The organism is Maribellus maritimus (assembly GCF_022267315.1).
GTDB classification, from domain to species: domain Bacteria; phylum Bacteroidota; class Bacteroidia; order Bacteroidales; family Prolixibacteraceae; genus Draconibacterium; species Draconibacterium maritimum.
Genome location: NZ_JAIKLE010000057.1, coordinates 1 through 19315, shown reverse-complemented (window position 1 = coordinate 19315; position 19315 = coordinate 1). Strand labels below are relative to the sequence as shown.

10 protein-coding genes are annotated in these 19315 nt (G+C 38.8%); 5 read left to right on the top strand and 5 right to left on the bottom strand.

Going from position 1 to position 19315, the window contains the following annotated elements:
• Positions 1-10 precede the first annotated feature (10 nt).
• The 3 genes from K5G00_RS27050 (at position 11) to K5G00_RS27040 (ending at position 4800) form a co-directional block, all read left to right on the top strand.
• On the top strand, positions 11-1534 hold the full coding sequence (locus K5G00_RS27050; protein ID WP_238769619.1) for a RagB/SusD family nutrient uptake outer membrane protein: 1524 nt from the start codon (positions 11-13) through the stop codon (positions 1532-1534).
• A gap of 113 nt (positions 1535-1647) precedes the next feature.
• Positions 1648-2949: a glucuronyl esterase domain-containing protein gene (locus K5G00_RS27045; RefSeq protein ID WP_238769618.1), complete on the top strand. Its 1302-nt coding sequence runs from the start codon at positions 1648-1650 to the stop codon at positions 2947-2949.
• Positions 2950-3024: 75 nt separating this feature from the next.
• Positions 3025-4800, top strand: a complete 1776-nt coding sequence (locus tag K5G00_RS27040; protein WP_238769617.1) for an alpha-L-rhamnosidase-related protein — start codon at positions 3025-3027, stop codon at positions 4798-4800.
• A 159-nt stretch (positions 4801-4959) separates the two neighbouring features.
• On the opposite strand, the gene K5G00_RS27035 is transcribed toward K5G00_RS27040, so the two are convergent.
• The 3 genes from K5G00_RS27035 to K5G00_RS27025 form a co-directional block, all read right to left on the bottom strand.
• Complete coding sequence (locus tag K5G00_RS27035) at positions 4960-8100, bottom strand: hybrid sensor histidine kinase/response regulator (protein WP_238769616.1); 3141 nt, start codon at positions 8098-8100, stop codon at positions 4960-4962.
• 322 nt (positions 8101-8422) lie between these two features.
• Positions 8423-11509 (bottom strand): glycoside hydrolase family 2 TIM barrel-domain containing protein, encoded by a 3087-nt coding sequence (locus K5G00_RS27030; protein ID WP_238769615.1) that lies wholly within the window; start codon positions 11507-11509, stop codon positions 8423-8425.
• A 13-nt stretch (positions 11510-11522) separates the two neighbouring features.
• Positions 11523-14855 (bottom strand): DUF5107 domain-containing protein, encoded by a 3333-nt coding sequence (locus K5G00_RS27025; RefSeq protein ID WP_238769614.1) that lies wholly within the window; start codon positions 14853-14855, stop codon positions 11523-11525.
• 191 nt (positions 14856-15046) lie between these two features.
• Between K5G00_RS27025 and K5G00_RS27020 the strand changes: the two genes are divergently transcribed.
• Together K5G00_RS27020 and K5G00_RS27015 are read left to right on the top strand one after the other, a co-directional pair.
• A complete protein-coding gene (locus K5G00_RS27020; RefSeq protein WP_238769613.1) occupies positions 15047-15430 on the top strand; it encodes a VOC family protein in 384 nt (127 codons plus the stop codon).
• Between the two features lie 20 nt (positions 15431-15450).
• A complete protein-coding gene (locus K5G00_RS27015; RefSeq protein ID WP_238769612.1) occupies positions 15451-16647 on the top strand; it encodes an aspartyl protease family protein in 1197 nt (398 codons plus the stop codon).
• Positions 16648-16659: 12 nt separating this feature from the next.
• Here the strand turns inward: K5G00_RS27015 and tilS are convergent, their stop codons facing one another.
• Both tilS and pepT read right to left on the bottom strand, forming a co-directional pair.
• Complete coding sequence (gene tilS, locus K5G00_RS27010; protein ID WP_238769611.1) at positions 16660-17985, bottom strand: tRNA lysidine(34) synthetase TilS; 1326 nt, start codon at positions 17983-17985, stop codon at positions 16660-16662.
• A gap of 1 nt (position 17986) precedes the next feature.
• Positions 17987-19210 (bottom strand): peptidase T, encoded by a 1224-nt coding sequence (gene pepT / locus K5G00_RS27005; RefSeq protein ID WP_238769610.1) that lies wholly within the window; start codon positions 19208-19210, stop codon positions 17987-17989.
• Between the last annotated feature and the right edge of the window lie 105 nt (positions 19211-19315).

Genomic DNA, 19315 nt, shown 5'->3' with positions numbered 1-19315 from the left:
TGCTACAAAAATGAAAAAATATATCATTATTCTAATCATAGCACTACTTTTTCATACTTCCTGCAGTGATTCTTTCTTTGAAAAGTATCCGACAGACAGTATGACAGTTGAAAACTACATGAAAGATACAGACGAAATTCAAACGGTACTTAATGCAGCGTATTCTTCTATGAGCGGTACCTTTGCCAACAGTATCGTTTATATCGGAGATCTTCCTACAGACAATGCCTATGACTTTAAATTAAATAATTCATCAAATCACATTGCACTTCACGAGTCAACAGTCGATTCTCAAAATGGAGTTCTAAGTGATTTGTGGTATGCCTGTTATCAAATCATTAACAGGTGTTGTCTTGTAATCGATAATATGGAAATGGTTGCATCCACAGACGAAGTTTATAACCAGTTGGTTGGAGAAGCAAAATTTTTGCGGGCCTACACCTATTATGTAATGGTAAGAGTTTGGGGTGATGTACCTCTGGTTCTCGAAGACATCACCGATTATATGGCTGTATTTGAATATGCAAGGACACCTGTTGAACAGGTTTATGCTCAGATCATTGAGGATCTGAAAGATGCTGAATCAAAACTACCTGATTTTTACGAATCAAACAATGATAAAGGAAAAGCGTCGGCTACTGCCGCACAAGCTATTCTTGGCGACGTTTATCTAACACGGGGCGACTATTCAAATGCAAAAACTTATTTTGAAAAAATAATCGCTAAAGAAGGGGCAAACCTGGGACTATTAGAGAACTACGCTTCAATATTCGATGCAAATAACGCCAATAATAAAGAGATAATCTTCGCGGTTCAATATGCAAATAACCAATCTCCTTCAATGGGCAATTATCTGGGTAGCGCAGCTTTAGGCAATATACAGGGTATCCCTATCGATCCGGATGGTTCCGGCAGTCAGATTTACGGTGTAAATATTTTAATGATGACACATGAACTTGAAGCAAAATTTATTGAAAACGATAACCGAAGAACAGTTGTTTATACTGATCTTATCTCGCCGGACTACAGCTGCACGATTCCCATGACACTAAAATATTTCGACTATCAAAATGTTACAGATGGGATATCAGGTCAGCCGGATAGTGGTTGTGAAACGATAATTTCAAGATATGCTGATATTATTCTAAAATATGCAGAATGTTTAAATGAATTAAGTAATTATACGGAAGCTATCGGGCAGATCCGGCGAATTCGTGAACGTGCAGGGTTAACAACCGACATTGACGCCAACTACGAAAGTATCTTTTCCGCCATTGAGGATGAGCGGCAACTGGAACTGTGTATGGAAGGACACCGCTGGTTTGATCTTCTGCGCACCGAACGTACAAAAACGGTTGTAGATGCATTTTATAACAGAGAGAATGAAGTGGTTCTTCCAACGACTATTTCGATATATCAATACGGGGATCCGAACTCACCTTTAAGTGTGTCAGACCACGAATTATTATTCCCTCTTCCATACGACCAGATAGAACTTAATCCGGATGTTCTTATACAAAACCCGGGATACTAAAATAAAAACAATATTTGCTTCTCTACCGATAAAATTGATTTATGATTTGTTATTGTATATTTTTGAAGAGAGAAGCAAATATTTGAAACATATCTAAACTAATTTATTAAACCATGCTTAAAAACAATCATTTAATAAGGTTCTTTTTCGCGGTACTCATAGTTACCACATCGGGAATTGTTTGCTATGCCCAAAATAAACCGGAAGATGTTGCAGGCATTCCGGTAAACTATGATGAATCGAAAACCGGAACATACACTCTTCCAGATCCACTGGTTTTACAAAACGGGAAAAAAGTAACTTCGGCAAAAACATGGATAAAAAAGCGTCGTCCTGAAGTTTTACATTTATATGAAACAGAACAGTTTGGGAAATGCCCTGAACGCCACAAACAGAACTTTAATGTTTTTGATTCAGGCACACCTGCATTTAACGGGAAAGCACTCAGAAAACAAATTACCCTGTATTTTACAGAAGATACATCGGACTATAAAGCTGACCTATTGCTATACACTCCTGCTAACACAAACAAACCGGTGCCGGTTTTTCTGATGATTAGCTTTATGCCCAACTCGCTTAAGATTAATGATCCGGGGATAAAAACGGGAACAATGTGGAACCGTGACGGAGAAAGAATTTCGGCTTCAGAAGGCAGAGGCTGGGGATTTTTTGATGTAGAGAAATATATTTCAGAAGGAATTGGTGTAGCAACCATCTATTATGGCGATATTGAACCTGATTTTGCTGAAGGAATAAAATACGGTATCAGAGGGCATTTTTTGAAGAATGGACAAAGTTGGCCCGAGCCTGACGAATGGGGAACCATTTCTGCCTGGGCCTGGGGATTAAGTTATGTGATGGATTATCTGGAAACCGATCCGCTGGTAGATGCAAAACGAGTCGCATTGAACGGAGTCTCCCGCTTGGGAAAAACAGTGCTGTGGACCGGTGCCCGCGACCAACGTTTTGCGATGGTTCTGGCCAGTTGTTCCGGCGAAGGCGGAGCAGCGCTTTCCGCACGTAATTACGGAGAAACCATCGGACACATGATTGCCCCGTCGCGTTATTTTTATCAGTTTTGCGGCAACCGCGCTCAATATGCCGACAATCCTGAGACTTCACCTATCGATGCGCACATGCTAATCTCTTTAATTGCCCCGCGGCCGCTGCTGTTGCAAACAGGAGACACAGATAACTGGTCGGACCCGAAAGGAGAATTTCTGGCTGCCGTAGCTGCGGCACCGGTATATACACTTTTGGGGAAAACAGCTTTGGAAACCGAAAAAATGCCCGAAGCCGGAGTCCCAATCTTAAACGATTTAGGCTATTTTATGCATTCCGGCGGACATGGCAATGTTCCGAAAGATTTTGATATTTATCTGCAATTTATGAAAAAGCATTTTTTTGCTCAATAAGGAATTTGGATACAAATCAGACCAAGCCTTCCTTTGTTTGAATTTAATTGAAAAATAAACTTTAACAACTTAACAATGAAAATCAAAATTTTATTCCCAATATTGATTCTGCTCATAACAGGATTCACCAGCTTTTCTCAACTCCCCCCTGTATTTGGCTCGGAATACAAAAAAATCGCGCAAAAAGATGAATTAACCCGGGTATTTATTTCACCTGTACGAATCATGTGGACATCAGATGAAACAGGTGAACTCGTAAAAAACCCTGATGTACTTTTAAAACCGGGAAACAGCCAATCAGATATGAGTCGGGTTACCCAATTTTGTGCTATTAAAAGTACAGAAACCGACACCTCTTCAATCCTTCTCGACTATGGTAAAGAATTACACGGCGGTTTGCAACTGGTTATGGGAGGTTCTTCACGCAGAGAGCCCTCATTGGTTCGCATTCGTTTTGGAGAATCTGTTGGTGAGGCAAACAGTACCACCTACAATTCCGATTGGTTAATGGGTTTTTCAACCGATGACCATGCCAAACGCGATATCGTAATGGAAATTCCGCGCTCGGGTTTAATTGAAATCGGAAACACCGGTTTTCGGTTTGTTCGTATCGATTTGCTTCAACCCAATACAACCATTAACCTGAAAGAGGCACGTGCGATTTTACGCTACCGCGACATTCCTTATTTGGGTTCGTTTAAAAGCAGCAATTCGCGACTGGATTCCATATGGATTACCGGAGCTTATACAACCCATTTGAACATGCAGGAATTTTTGTGGGATGGTATAAAACGCGATCGTCTCGTATGGCTGGGTGATTTTCATCCTGAACTAAAAACCATTACTAAAGTTTTTGGATATAACGAAGTAGTTCCCAAAAGTCTTGATCTGGCATGCCAACAGTATCCTCTGCCTCAGTGGATGAACGGAATGAGTTCTTATTCCATGTGGTATCTAATTATCCACCACGACTGGTACATGCAAAATGCGGATCTTGATTTTTTGAAAAAACACAAAAATTATATTGTTGGATTAATCGATTTAATTGATTCAAAAATAAATGAAGATGGCACCGAGGAATTAAGCAGATTCCGTTTTCTCGACTGGCCTTCAACACCCAACGCTGAAGGAGTGGAAGCGGGTTACCGTGCATTGCTGGTTTGGGCTTTAAATGATGCAAAAACACTTTGTGATATTTTGGATGAAAAAGAATCTGCACAAACATGTCTTTCAGCCATTGAAAAACTAAATAAGAATATAAAAGATCATAACGATTTAAAACAGGCCGCTGCGCTGATGGCTGTGGCTGGGATTTTGGATCCCCAAAAAGCCTGTAACGACGTAATTGCAGTTGACGGCGCCAAACGTTTTTCAACCTTTTATGGCTTGTACATGCTCGACGCACTTTCAATGGCAGGCCGGTACCAGGATGCACTGGATATTGCAAGCGACTACTGGGGAGGTATGCTCGATATGGGAGCTACTACTTTTTGGGAAGATTTTAACATCGAATGGAAAGAAAATTCTGCCCGGCTGGATGAATTTACCCCGGAAGGAATGAACGATATTCACGGCGATTTTGGCGATTACTGTTATCCCAGTTACCGACATAGTTTTTGCCACGGTTGGTCGTCGGGAGTAACTGCTTGGTTAACGGAAAATGTTTTGGGGATAAAAGTTGTTGAGCCAGGTTGCAAAACATTAAAAATTGAACCTCACCTCGGGAACCTGGAGTGGGTAGAAGGAACCTTCCCTACGCCAATGGGCGTTGTAAAAGTTAAACATACGATGCAACCTGATGGCGAAATTAAAACAGAGGTGGATTCTCCAAAAGGTATAAAAATTATTTAAGGTTCTCCGGTATTGTTAAAAATGCCTGTCATAAATAATCCCTAAACTCTCTTTCCTATAGAGAAGGTATCGGATCAGGGATGGCTTTCCTGATTCGACGAAACCATATTTTCGGTGTTTTACGTCACTATATGTAAACCATATATAACCAACAGATAACTATTCAAATTCGGATTTTATGGTATTTAAAAAATGAGGAATCTTTTCAAAATCAAACTCTGATATAAATGTTTTTAGGTTAATTGCTTTTTCTTTAAGAAATTCAATTTGGGTATTGTGTGCAAATGTGTTTAAATCTTCAGCGAAGAAGTTCAAATCCTTTAAAACCATTGTACGCTTTAACTCGTCAATTCGGTCAAAAAATTGTTCCTGAAATTCATTTTTGATTTTAGGATCCAACATCGTAGATTTTTCTGATTCACCATTTTCAGCATTTAAATTTTCGCTTTTTAATATTTTATGTTTTAAATGGCGAGCAAGCTCTAAAACGAGTTGCCTTTGCTGTACTGGTTTTTGCAAATAGCCGTCAAAAAATTTTCTTATTCTCTCAGTTTCACTCTTCATGATTGAAGCGGTAAAAGCCACAATCGGAAGTGCAGAATTATTTTCGCTTTTCTTTAGTATTTGCGTTGTCTGATATCCGTCTATTCCCGGCATTCGAATATCCATCAATATCAAATCCGGTCTGTTATTTTTCACCAGAGAAATACAGCTTTCACCATTTTCTGCTTCAAGTAAATTGAAGTTAAAATTCTCGAGATAAGAAAAAACCAGCTCTCTGTTATACTTTATATCATCAACTACCAGTATTGTTGCAGGTTCAAAATAAATAGCGCTGTCTGCCCATTCATTAAAATCCTTTTCTGGAAGCACTTCATTTGAATAAAAAACACCGGTAAAAGAAACTATAAATGTACTCCCTTCACCTTCTTGGCTTTTTACTGAAATGTTCCCGTTCATTAGAGCACACAATTTCTTCGAAATGGAAAGCCCCAGCCCGGTTCCTTCATACTGACGGGCAGCATGCCCCGATTGCTGGCTGAACGATTCAAAAATTCTCTCGGTATCTTTTTTTGCAATTCCAATACCTGTATCCGAAACAGAAATATCAAAACAAACATGTTCTTCTGTGCGATCAGTTAGTCGAAGCTCAATTCGAACATATCCTTTTGAAGTAAACTTTACTGCATTTCCAACAATGTTAAAAAGTATTTGTCTGATCCGAATTTCATCGATATTAATATTTTCGGGGAAATCTTCATCTAAATCAATAATTAACTCAATTCCTTTTCCTTCTGCCTTCTGTTCAAAAACTTTTCCAATCTCCCTGATTAGTATCTTTAAATTTACAGGTTCGGGACTAATTTCTATCTTACCAGCTTCGATTTTTGAAAGATCCAAAATGTCATTTATCAAAGAAAGCAAAGTGTTTCCGCTGCTTAAAATTGTTTTTAGGTATCCCTTTTGCTTTTCATCCTTTGCTGTATTTAATAACACCTCGCTAAAACCCAAAATCGAATTCATTGGGGTACGGATTTCATGACTCATATTGGCAAGAAATTCTGATTTTGCTTTATTAGCATCTTCCGCCTGTTGTTTTGCATGGAGTAATTTCGATTCAAAATTCTTCCTTTCTGTGATATCGTGAATGTATCCGTACCACAGTACCGAACCATCGTTCATTTTTTCTGGCATAGCTTCTCCCGATAACCACCTTAGACCTTTTTTGGGGAGAATGACTCTGTATTCAAACTCCCATGGTTCAAGACTATCAAATGATTTTTGAATTGATTCTGATACTGCACTTAAATCGTCCTTATGAATAACATCAAATACCTTACTTCCATCGTGTCTTACTTCTTCGGGGCTAACTCCATAAATATTGGCAATTCCATAACTTGCATATGGAAATTTTGAACTTCCGTCCGGGTACAATTGATACTGATATACAACTCCGGGAACCCTTTCGGTCATTTTAGTTAAAATCAAATCTCTTTCTTTAAGAATCTTCTCCACTTCCTTTTGTTCAGTAATATCCCGAAAGACACCAAAGGTCCCGACAAATTCGTTGTTATTTTTCACATAAGGAGTAGAAGTAACCAGTATTTGCCTTTTTTCGCCTGACGGTCTGATTATTTCTATTTCGTATTTTGAAGACTGTCCTTGTATCCTTTTTTCTGTTTCATTTTTTATCTGTTCAACAATATCATCGGAAATAAATTTCAATAATGACTGATTGATAAGTTGATCTTTTTCAAGACCAAAAATCCGATGGGCCTCCGGGTTGGCAAAAAGAAAAACTTCGTTTTCGTCCATGATACCAACTCCTTCTCCCTGGTTTTCGACAATCAGTCTAAATTTCTCTTCGCTTTCATTTCTCTGTTGTTCTGCAAGCTTTTTATCTGTTATATTTCTTGATATTCCAAAAGTCCCAACTACCTTCCCATTTTCATCCTTCAATGGCAATTTCGTCGACACAACCCAGGAGACGCTTCCGTCCGGCCATATTTCCTTTTCTTCTTCACCAACCATCGGATTCCCTGAACTGATCATTTCCTGTTCGCTTTCGAACGCCGCCTGGGCATGTTCTTGTCCGTAAAAATCAAAATCGGTTTTTCCAAGAATTTCAGAAGCCCCACTTAAGCCAAAACGTGTTAACATGCTCTCATTGACACGGATAAATTGACTCTTCAGGTTTTTAAAATAAATCAGCTCGGGCAAATTTTCCATAAGTGCGTTTACCAAAAATCTCTCATGACTCAAAGCTCTTTGAGTATTTTCGCGTTTTTCTTCTGTCTGAATTGAATTTAATGCGAACCCTAATCCATTTCTAATTTCGCGAAAAAATTCTCTTTCTTCTTCCAGTTTAAAAAATTCGTCGGGTAAAAAGCAAAAGAGCAAACCATAAACATTTCCGCCATAATGTATTGGTGCGGAAAAACAAGGTTTTGCAATATTTCTATTTTCCTGCACTATCGCACACTCTTTTTCCGACGTCTCAGAAAATACTGTTTCTTTTTGGGCTAATAACTTTTTACCATATTCTGATAAACCCGATTTTTCTATTGTAAAATACACCTTCGAACTTTCTTCTCCCTCTTCAAGAGCTCGAAAAACTCTCATGTCTCCGTTTTTTTTCAGAAGACCAACCCTGTAAACTAAAGAGTTCCTGTTCTTTGATAACACTTCACATATTTGAATTATCAAATTTTCAGGATCTTTCTCCTTAACCAGGATCTGGTTTACACCGTGAAAACTGCGAATTACGCCAAGTAAATACTGGGTTTGGTCAAGTTGCATAATCTTAAGGGTTTTTATAATTTTCCTGACGCCTGTTTTTAACAGAAGTCTAACAACAAAAAGTCTCAATGCAAGATAACAAAATTTAGCTGCCCCATGAAACCGGAAATCAATAATAAACTTGATAAAAATAGCTCGTTTTCGAAGTGAATTATAATTTTCAGGTATCGTGAAACTATTACACACAAAAAAGACGCCTTTGGATGACATCTTTCAAGCTATTTTAACCTTCTGTCTGACATTCTTCGGAGGCTCCTAAATTTCCGGGGGGAAAAGTAGATCAGTCCTAAACACCGAGGAATTATCTGATAAAACCAACCACCTACTTCACCGGAGAAATCACGAACGAATACTCATAATAACTTTCGAGAAGACGATAACTATCCAAAGGCTTTAAGCCCCAACTGTTGTTTCCTCCAACACCACGCTGTTTATAATCAATCTGAACAGAATAAAATGACATGTCAGGCAACTGGTAATTGTGGGTTGAAGCTTCCAAAATAAGATCGGTGTATGGCCGTGCACTTACATCCACCTGTGGCAACCCTGTAATTTTTAGTCCTTCGCCAGAGCTATTTGTAAAGGTTACCCAGCGCACATCCGTTTTATTTCCGTTCTCCTGCGGGTAGATATAAGGATAAATCTGCTCGTCTACTTTTCCGGAATAGATGCCAAAAGCTGCTCCTGTTTTCCTGTCCTGATATGTCTCCTGTGGTCCGCGTCCATACCATCTCATCTGGCTAAATTCATCAGGTATTTCAAACTGAACACCAAATCGAGGCAATTCGGGCCGCTCCATTTCAACATCCATACTGCAACTTACTTTTATTGAACCAGATTTATAAACCGTATATACTGTTTTGTGCTGAATAGCAAAAACCGGAAGTTCTGCAGTTATAAAAATCTGTAGGCTATCTCCGTTATAATCAATCGACGCAACTTTTTTTATTAATCTGTCAGACGAAGCAGTTCGCCATGCCCCTGAAGTGATTTCAAAATTATGGCCCAAATCGTTGTCAACAGGGACCCTCCAAAAATTAGGGACGATGGGAGAAACAATCATTTCGTCGCCTCGATACTTTAAACTTTCCATCTCTCCGGATTCGGCATCAAAAGAAGCCTGAAAATCATTTCCGGTAACCCGAATCAAATCATCAGAATTTTCCAATCTTAGTTTTCCGTTACCGTTTTTTAATTCTCCGGTTTGCTGTTTAGCTTCCTGCAAAAGAAACTGATCCCAGGCGATTACATGTCCTTTCTCGGCCCACTTTTCGTCTTCCTTTAATGAAAAAACGATTCTTAGGAAGTATTCTTTACCGGGCTCCATTTCTTTTACCGGAACAGCAATTTCTTTTTTAGCTCCGGGGGCAATGCTAAGCGCTCCTAAATCTCCTTTATCAACAATGTTTCCATTCTCTGTCAATTCATAATTTGTTGTGTATTTTGATGTATTTGTAAAATTAAATTTATTATAAACTTCAATCCTCCCACTTTCTGCATCCAATAATTTTGAAGAAATATTTTGGTACACTTTTTTTACCTCGTACAACGAAGGATTTGGCACGCGGTCGGGCGAAACCAGCCCATTGATACAAAAGTTAGCATCATTGGGTTTATCACCATAATCACCTCCGTATGCGAAATATTCAATGCCATTTTGTGTTTTTGTCCGTAAACCCTGGTCGACCCAATCCCATATAAAACCGCCAATCAGTGCAGGATGTTTCTCAATGGCTTCCCAGTATTCTTCCAGATTACCGACCGAATTTCCCATGGCGTGGGCATATTCATTCATCAGGAATGGCCGATCCGGCTTTTCCTGAGCACGATTGATAATCCACTCCGGAGTTGGATAGGTCTGGCTATCCATATCAGCAGCCTCGTTCATCTGGCGGTAGTGAATTGGACGTGTTGGATCCAGTTCCCTTATTCGATCTGCCATTTTATAAAAGTTATCGCCGTGCCCGGCTTCATTTCCCAACGACCAAACCACAATACTTGCATGGTTGCGATCGCGCAAAACCATACGTTCGGCACGGGCAACCACCGCGCTGGTCCAATCGGGATCGCTACCTGGTAGAATATTTTTTCCATAACCAATTCCATGTGATTCCACATTCGCTTCATCAAACAGATATAAGCCGTATTCGTCGCACAGTTCGTACCATAACGGCTGGTTGGGATAGTGCGAACAACGAACTGCATTTATGTTGTTTTGCTTCATCAGCAAAATGTCTTCTATCATACTTTCACGGGTTATAGCTCGTCCAAAATCAGGGTCGTGTTCATGACGGTTGGTTCCTTTAAATAAAATCGATTTTCCGTTTACAAAAAATTCACCACCCCTGATTTCTACTTTTTTGACCCCAAAGTTAGAGCCCACTTTTTCAGTCACACTTCCATTTTCATCCAGTAACTCAATTACTATGGTGTATAAATTTGGCGATTCGGCCGACCATAGTTTTGGATTTCGAACCCTTTTATTTAAACGCAACTGCACATTCTGAGAAGCCCCAATCGATACATCAGAATTCATGGTTACAATCGCTTCCGATGGATTATCCTTTTCAAAAACAGTAGTTTTTAAAGAATATCCGTCAATGTTTTCATTACCTGAATTTCTTATTTCAGCCTGCAGTTTTAATTCTGCACTTTTGAATTTTTCGTCCAGCTCAGTAGTGATATAAAAATCGCGAATATGCATTTTGGGTGTGGCAAACAAATACACATCCCGGTAAATTCCGCTAAAACGCCACATGTCCTGATCTTCCAGATAACTTCCATCACTCCAGCGGTAAACTTCAGCAGCCAATACATTTTCACCTACTTTCAAATATTTTGTGATGTTAAATTCTGCCGGTGTCATACTCCCCTGGCTGTATCCAACTTTTTGACCGTTAATCCAGAGGTAAAAAGCACTTTTCACTCCATCAAAATGAAGAAAAACTTCCTTTCCATCCCAATTTTCAGGAATTGTAAAATTTCTTCTGTACGATCCCACCGGGTTATTATTGTGCTGAATACGTGGTGGATCTACTTTAAACGGATAAACAATATTAGTATAAATCGGGATTCCGAAGCCGTGCAGTTGCCAATTGGCCGGAACAGGAATTTCTTTCCAAAAAGAAACATCGTAATCAACTTTGTAAAAATCAAAAGGCCGATCTGCAGGTTTAGAAACCCAGTTAAATTTCCAGTTTCCATTAAGCATTTTTACAAAAGGACTATTTTGCTTGTCGAAATCCACTGAGTTATTTTGCAAACCGAGCGGAACAAAAGTGGTATGCCCGGGTTCTTTATTCTTATCGAAAATGGTGGAATTTTCCCAATCGTTTTGTGTGTTTCCAACAAAAGGAATTAGAAATAAAATGAATAAAAACTGCAAAAATTTTATTTTCTCTGATTTCATATTTTTGTTCTTTTTATAATTCTTTCAATTCTGTTTGTGCCCACAAATTTCCAACAGACAATTCAACTGCTTTGCTTAGATCTTCTTTTGCCTGTTTATTTTTCCCGAGTCCTTTATACCCCAGCCCACGTAGGGTATAAGCCATCGACTGACGCGTTTTGTCAGCCTCGCGTTCACCAAAAATCGCAAAAAAGTCGTTACCCTGACCTTCTTTAGGATTTAAACGTTGATTGCCATTCTCAACCAAAGCATCAAAAATTTCTTCTGCTTCTTTTTCCTTTTTTAGTTCCAAAAAACTTAAGCCTTTATAGTAACTCATCACACTTGTTCTGCCTTCAGCTTCTGTAGCCAAAACAAAATATTCATTCGCTTTTTGTTCATCTTTTAAAGCTTTATAAGCCTCGCCAATAAAATAATTTACCTGAATATCGCGGTTGCCTGAGCGGGCACTTCCGGCTTCTTCATCAGGAATTTGTGCGAGAAGAAAATGTTCCAATGCTTTTTCATGTTCCTCTTCAGCAAAATACTTTAAGCCTAAGCTCAATTGGGCGTCAATTATCACCTCACGAACCCTTGAATTTCCTTCACGGTAACTAAATTTTTTATCCTGTAAATACTGCACTGATTTTTCGGGCTGCCCTGCCAGAGTCAACACTGTAATTTGCCGGACAAATGCATCATCACGATTTTTCACCACATCGTTTTTCCCGGCAAATAATGCCAGCCGTTTATTTATTGCGCTATTATTCAGTTCATATAAATTATCGAGTTCACTGTAATAAATGGCATCAACCGGATTTAGAGCCATTGCTTTTTCATACCATGCAATCGCTTGTTCATAATCCTTATAATAACGGTGGTACGCCCAACCAAGATTTCGGGATGCAACGGCCAGATCAGGAGCTGCTTCCACAGCTTTTTTCCAATATTCAACTGCTTTTTCCGGTTGTTTGTCACACAAAATATTTCCGAGATAATACCAGGCTTTTCCATCTTTTGAATTTGTTTCCAACGCAGTTTTTAATACCGGAATAGTTTGAAACCGGTAAGGAAAACAATAATCTTCCGCCAAACTTTCAGCTTTTGCAAAAAGTGTTTTTGCTGCATCAGTATTCCCAAGCTTAGCCTGAATGTAGCCTCGATAGTAGTGAATAATTGGATTATCAGTTTTTATCCTTTGCAATACCTCTTCTGCTTCGGGCAGCATTCCATCGTCAATATAACTTACGGCAAGTTCCAGGTAATTTTGGTCAAAATCGCGCATTTTTTTCTTCAGTTCCGCAAGCTCATTTTCCTCAGATGGGTTATTGCGGGCAGCTTTTTCAATTAAATAAACTTCGTTTGCCAACCTGAAATTTAACGGATCATTTTCCGGAATCAGATATAACGTTTCTGCAGCACCGGCAAAATCACCCAAATTACGTTGAATTGCAGCCTTCAAAGCAACAGCTCTGTAATTTTTGGTGTTGGTTGATAAACTTTCATTAATTTGCTCTAAAGCTTTTTCAAAATCTCCTTTTAAACAAGAGATTTGTGCCAGTTCGAAAAAGGCCGCAGAATGATATGCATAATCCCAGGTTGCACGATATAATGTATCAACAGCCTCATCATACAAACCCAGCGCTTTTAATGTGAGTCCCTGTAAATAGAGCGCTTCACAATTGGATGGACGGGTATAGTCGGCCGTAAGGCGTTTGGTTGCTGCTGCCAAATATTCCCTCGCGGTTTCAAAATCGCCATTTTTTAAAAAGTGATTTCCAACAGCAGTGTTGGTGCGAATATCATTCGGGTCGCGTTTCAAGGCTTCCATATAATAATCGAGCGCATTGTAACGCGGATTATAAAACTGTTCAATTCGTTTTCCTGCCAAATAAACTTCCTCAATTGTTGATATTTCTTCAGGAGAAAGAGGCGGTTCAACAATCGGTGGCAATTCAGCTTGTTCAAATTCTTTGGGCTGATATGAAACTAAAATCTCATTGGTTTCCAGGTTTTTTAACTCAGTGTATAAATCTATCAAGTTGAAATTTGCCCCTAATTCAATTGTTTCAGTGAAAGCGGTTTCAGGAGAAATCTGAATATCTTTTTGAAAAACAAGTTGGCCGCCATTTCTTAAAGTTACCTGAACATTTTCAAATTTTTGCGTAGCGTGGTATCCAAGAAAAACGGTGTTTCCATCACGTTGTTCCAGATTCACTGCAGCATTCAAATTTGCATTTTTAAAACCTTCAATATCTTTTACCGGGTACCAGTATTGTTTCCAGCGTTTGGTTTCAAAAGGTTTTATCCACGAGTAATCCGGCTGATTATCCGAATAGGCACCCACCATAATTTCCACATACGGGCCACTGGTTTCAGTCAACCGACCTTCAGTAGCCTGCCCGCGCGGGCCGCTGCCCCACTCCCACAATTTTGCTCCTTTCACAATATTATGATCTCCAATGTGAACCGTCCCTGTATTTGTCCCATGATCATAACCTCCCATAAAATCTTCCTGTAAATCGTGTGCAAAAAACGACGCCGACTCTTTTACATTTTTCCACCAGCTTATGTCCACACCTTCAGTAAAATCCTGTCCCCGATAATTTTCAGTAGAAATTGGCCAGTGTGTAAAATCGTTTTTGGAATGAAACGTAGCCAGTTGAACACTGGGTGGAAAAATAACCTGGTAATTATCGTTGGTATGGGCTGCAACATTGGCCCAGAATAAAAAAGTATTGGTGTAAGGTGTTGGGTTGTAAATGGCGACATCAGCTTCAAAATATGATTTACCGGGGAAAGCAGTAATTCCAATTGTCCAGTGCATGCCGTGGCGAGGTTCGGTTTCGCCAATAAAAATGGTTTTACTTCCGTCTTTATTTTCAGCCGTTGAATAATCAACCGGCAAAAATGTAGATGCCCGATGATGGTGCAACACACACCATTCAATTCCACCCGACACCCAAGCTCCGGTCATCCCCAAATTTCCGGGTTTTACTTCATTGTTCTTGTAAACAAAATTATAGTCGGTGGTTTTATCGGTGGCGTAATATAATTTTCCGCCAATTTCGGGAGTAACACAAAGTTTTATATACTCATTTTCCAAAATCAACGCCTTCCAGTCATGCTCTTGCTTTTCGTTTGAAATGACATCATTTAATGCATATGGGTATACATAACGAGAAGCTCCCTGGTAATTTTCGTGTGTAAAAAAAACGGGCGCTTTTTCAGGCGCCAGCACCGGATATGTTGGCAAAGTCCACAACTCTTCCGACAATTTCACCTGAGCAAAAAGAGGATGAGCTAAAATGGTGTAAAAAAGAATAAATCCGACGGAAATTATTCTTCGAATTTCGCTTCGATTCATAACTACAGGTTTTACTGATTTAGGTATTAAAATTTAACAAGGTTTCAACTTATAAAGTAACTTAATTTGAATTTATTTTCCTGTTGAAATCTGATTTTTTTATAAAATACAGAAAAAGAAAAAAACATCTTTCCCAAAGCCAACTTTTGAATACTATTGTCTGTTATAAGATTAAACTCAAAATTAAAACCATGAAAAACAATGCAGTAGGCTGGTTTGAAATTCCTGTAAATAATATGGAAAGAGCCATAAGTTTTTATGAACGGGTTCTTGACTTAAAACTTCAGCGTAATATGATGGGACCGCTTGACATGGCCTGGTTTCCATGGACAGAAGAAGGTGCAGGTTCTCCCGGATCGCTGGTAAAACACCCTGAATTTTATGTTCCTTCTGCCGACGGAGTTCTAATTTATCTAACAGCTCATTCGGGTGATTTGAAAAATGAACTGGCAAAAGTTGAACCTGCAGGTGGAAAAGTAATCCAAAAAAAGACCAAAATTTCAGATGAGTACGGTTTTATGGCTCTGATTCTGGATTCAGAAGGAAACCGGGTAGCACTTCACTCAAGAAAATAACATTTTTTGCACAAAAACGAATGAATAGAACCGTTATTGTTTCTCTGCTAGTTGGTTATTTTCTGTTTTTCTCGCAAAGTTGTACACAAAGCTGGACAAAGGCTATTCAAAAAGGAAAAATTCAGGACGGCAGTTTTTTTGAAATAATATATTCTGAAAATGAAAACGGACTTTTAACTGTTCCGGTTGAAATTGATGGCGAAAAATACCGGTTTTTATTTGACACAGGTGCCATTCTGAGTATTTCTGAGAAGGTGCAGAAAAAATTAAATTTTAAAACCGTAAGCCGAGGCAATATAGTCGATTCCGATAACCACAAAACAAGAGTAAAATATGTACAGATTGATACTCTTTTTATTGGCGAGATACCTTTTTTTGAACAAACCGCATTTGTGACTGATTTGGATAAAAATCCAGTTATAGCTTGCATGAATATAGACGGAATAATTGGATCTAATTTGATGCGGCACTGCAGTTGGGCAATCGATTATCAGAACAACCAAATCGCACTATTCAATGATACGATAAACCTGTTATCCAACGCCGGTTATCAGATTCCGTTTCGTTCAGACAATCAGTACAGTCAACTACTTCAGTTTGAATTTGGGAAAGCAAAATTAAAAAATTTAAAACTGGATTATGGGTCAAACGGTTCAATTACTTTACCCAAAAAAGGATTTGAAGTTTTAAAACAACACGAAATCGTGGAGAAAACGGCAAAGGTCAGCGGCTATTCTCAATCGGGAATCAGCGGAAAAGTAAGTGAACTAAAAGGAGAGCTTGCATTGGCCGACACCATAAAAGCAGGCGATTTAAAAATTCCGGAAGTGGAAATAAAAACCGGAAAATCAGGTTTACTGGGAACTGAAGTTTTGTCGCGTTTTATTGTTAGCATCGATTTTAAAACGCAAACGATATTTTTGGAACCGGTTGATGATACTTTTCCGGATTACTCTACTTTTGGATTTAACGTGGGGTATTCCGGCGAAAAGCAAATGTATGTGATGCAGGTTGTTGAAAACTCTTCCGCAGAAAAGGCGGGAGTTACTCCCGGAATGCAAATCCTAAAAGTTGATTCGCTTCTCTTTAATTCAAATTCCCCGCTTTGCGATTTTATTCAGTACAATTCTTTGCCGAAAGAAAATATCACATTAGAATTACTTGACAAATCAGGGAAAAGGGAAAAAGTTGATTTAAGGAAAACAAAAATATTCTGAGCAGACAAAACATCAGCTTTTCCTCATTTCAATCGTATAAACCATTTTTGTTTTTGTTGTGATTTTAAAACGGTTGTCGATTCGAAGCCCAATAATCCACACAATCTTTTTACCACTGCAAAGCAACCAAATGTTTTCTTTTTGATGCAACGGTATTTTTTCATCGATAAAAAAATCGCTAACTTTTTTAAAACCTGTCATCCCAAGTGGCTGAAAATAATCTCCCTGTCTCCATTTTCGGATAAGCAGGGGAAACTCCAGTTCACCGAGATCAAGACTGGCAACATTCGACTCTTTACTTATCAGGAAATCTTTTGCATCATATTTTTCGATGAGTAAATCCAAGGGGTCAAACAATTCAATGTCATCTTTTTCAATATAAAATATTCGTTCTTCCTTTTCTGAAAAAGGTGTTATAAACAACCTGTCGCGGTCCTTTACCAACCGGTGGGTTTTTGAAAAAAATTGTTTCCCCGAATCATTTTCCAAACCTTGAAAAATCTCATCTGTTACTGATGAATTAAAGTTAAAATCCGAAAGAATTTCAAACAGCAAAACTTTAGGAAACAAAGTGTTTTGCAGGGGTTCAATTTTAATTACTATTTCCTCTTTATTTTTTTCAACAACTTTGTCGTGCTCGGCCCGGAGGCATCTGGAATAAACCTGCTCCGCTTCTTTTAAATTTTCTATACTTGCCAGAATGTTCTTCTTAAAAGCAGGATTCAACTCATGAAATAAAGGTATTATTTTATGGCGCAAAAAATTACGCAGATAAACTACTTCAATGTTGGAGGAATCTTCCCTGAATTCAATAAAATTTGATCGTGCAAAATCTTCAATCTCCTGCCGGCAGGCAAAAAGTAACGGACGGATAATTCTACCTGTCTTTTCTTTAATTCCCGTTAATCCTTTAATTCCTGTTTTCCGCGAAAGATTCAGAAAAAATGTTTCAATCAGATCGTCCTGGTGATGGGCAGTAGCAATAAAATCGTAATTTTTTTCTACACGTATTTTTTCAAAATAATCATAGCGTAACTCACGGGCTGCCATTTCAATGGAAATGCCATTCAGGTTTGCATATTCTTCGGTTTCAAACCGCTGAAAAAAAGCAGGAATTCCATGAAATTGTACCTGCCCGCGAACAAACTTTTCATCGCCGTCGGATTCTTCGCCGCGTAAATTAAAGTTGCAGTGAGCAATACCGTATTCAAAACCCGATTTTTCAAATAAATGCAAAAGAACCATGCTGTCGATACCGCCGCTAACCGCCAGTAGCACTCTTTGATGAGACTCAAAAAGTTGCTTTTCTTTTACGAATTCAAAAAACCGATTGAACATCTTAATTTAATTTACCAACCAGCTGAGCAATATTCAAAATTACTTCCACTGATTTTAACATGGAAGGAACAGGTACAAATTCAAATGGCCCGTGAAAATTATGCCCTCCGGCAAAAATGTTTGGGCATGGAAGTCCGTCGTAAGAAAGTCGCGCTCCGTCAGTTCCGCCACGAATTGCCTTTATTCTTGGAACAACTCCGGCTTGTTTCATTGCCTGTTCTGCAATATCAATAATATGCATAACCGGTTCTATTTTCTGACGCATATTATAATACTGATCTTTTATTTCCAGTTCTATTCTTTTTTTACCTAATTCCAAATTTACAATCTGTACGATTTCGGTGAGTAATTTTTTCTTTTTTTCAAACTTGTCAGAATCGTGGTCGCGGATTAAATACTGCATCTCAGCTTTTTCCACGTTTCCTTTTAATGAAAGCAGGTGATAAAATCCTTCATATTTTTCGGTATGTTCAGGCCGCTGAGTAGGTGGAAGCATGGCAATAATTTTTTGCGCCACCAGTAATGCATTAACCATTTTATTTTTTGCAGCCCCCGGATGAACGCTTTGCCCGTTGATAGTTACTTTAGCTCCTGCGGCGTTAAAGTTTTCAAATTCAAGCTCACCAATTTCGCCGCCGTCCAAAGTGTAAGCAAAGTCAGCTCCAAATTTTTTCACATCAAAATAATCGGTTCCTTTACCAATCTCCTCGTCGGGCGTAAATGCAACCCTTATCTTTCCGTGTTTAAACTTTTTATTCTGAAGAAGAATTTCAGCCGCTGTCACAATCTCGGCAACTCCGGCTTTATCGTCGGCACCGAGTAAAGTAGTGCCGTCGGCTGTAATTACCGGCTGTCCCTTGTAGTTCAAAATTTCAGGAAAACTTTTCGGATTGATTTCTACTCCGTTTTTTAGCTGCACCACCCCGCCATCATAATTTTCAATAATCTGCGGATTTACATTCTCCCCTGAAAAATCAGGACTTGTATCCACGTGGGCTATAAAACCTACAACGGGAGCGTTTTCAATTCCGTTGGCAGGAATTGTCGCCGTCACGTATCCAAATTTATCTCTTTCCACCTCGCGTAAACCAATCTCTTTTAACTCCTTTTCAAGTTTTTTCATAAAATCAACTTGCCTTTCCGTACTCGGATAAGTAGTACTTTCGGGATCAGAAGTGGTATATTCTTTTGCGTACTGAATAAATCTTTCTACAACTCTTTCCATATTATTTTATATGATTATCCGTATTTATACCCAAAGGTATTTTTGTAACTCACACAAGCCACGAGCAACCTATTAAATATTGCTTCGCCAAAATATCTACGATTG

What these genes read in the sequence shown, in the direction of transcription:
- K5G00_RS27030 (WP_238769615.1), bottom strand. Translation starts at nt 11,509, where the DNA reads ATGAAATCAGAGAAAATAAAATTTTTGCAGTTTTTATTCATTTTATTT.
- pepT (WP_238769610.1), bottom strand. Translation starts at nt 19,210, where the DNA reads ATGGAAAGAGTTGTAGAAAGATTTATTCAGTACGCAAAAGAATATACC.
- tilS (WP_238769611.1), bottom strand. Translation starts at nt 17,985, where the DNA reads ATGTTCAATCGGTTTTTTGAATTCGTAAAAGAAAAGCAACTTTTTGAG.
- K5G00_RS27040 (WP_238769617.1), top strand. Translation starts at nt 3,025, where the DNA reads ATGAAAATCAAAATTTTATTCCCAATATTGATTCTGCTCATAACAGGA.
- K5G00_RS27045 (WP_238769618.1), top strand. Translation starts at nt 1,648, where the DNA reads ATGCTTAAAAACAATCATTTAATAAGGTTCTTTTTCGCGGTACTCATA.
- K5G00_RS27025 (WP_238769614.1), bottom strand. Translation starts at nt 14,855, where the DNA reads ATGAATCGAAGCGAAATTCGAAGAATAATTTCCGTCGGATTTATTCTT.
- K5G00_RS27050 (WP_238769619.1), top strand. Translation starts at nt 11, where the DNA reads ATGAAAAAATATATCATTATTCTAATCATAGCACTACTTTTTCATACT.
- K5G00_RS27020 (WP_238769613.1), top strand. Translation starts at nt 15,047, where the DNA reads ATGAAAAACAATGCAGTAGGCTGGTTTGAAATTCCTGTAAATAATATG.
- K5G00_RS27035 (WP_238769616.1), bottom strand. Translation starts at nt 8,100, where the DNA reads ATGCAACTTGACCAAACCCAGTATTTACTTGGCGTAATTCGCAGTTTT.
- K5G00_RS27015 (WP_238769612.1), top strand. Translation starts at nt 15,451, where the DNA reads ATGAATAGAACCGTTATTGTTTCTCTGCTAGTTGGTTATTTTCTGTTT.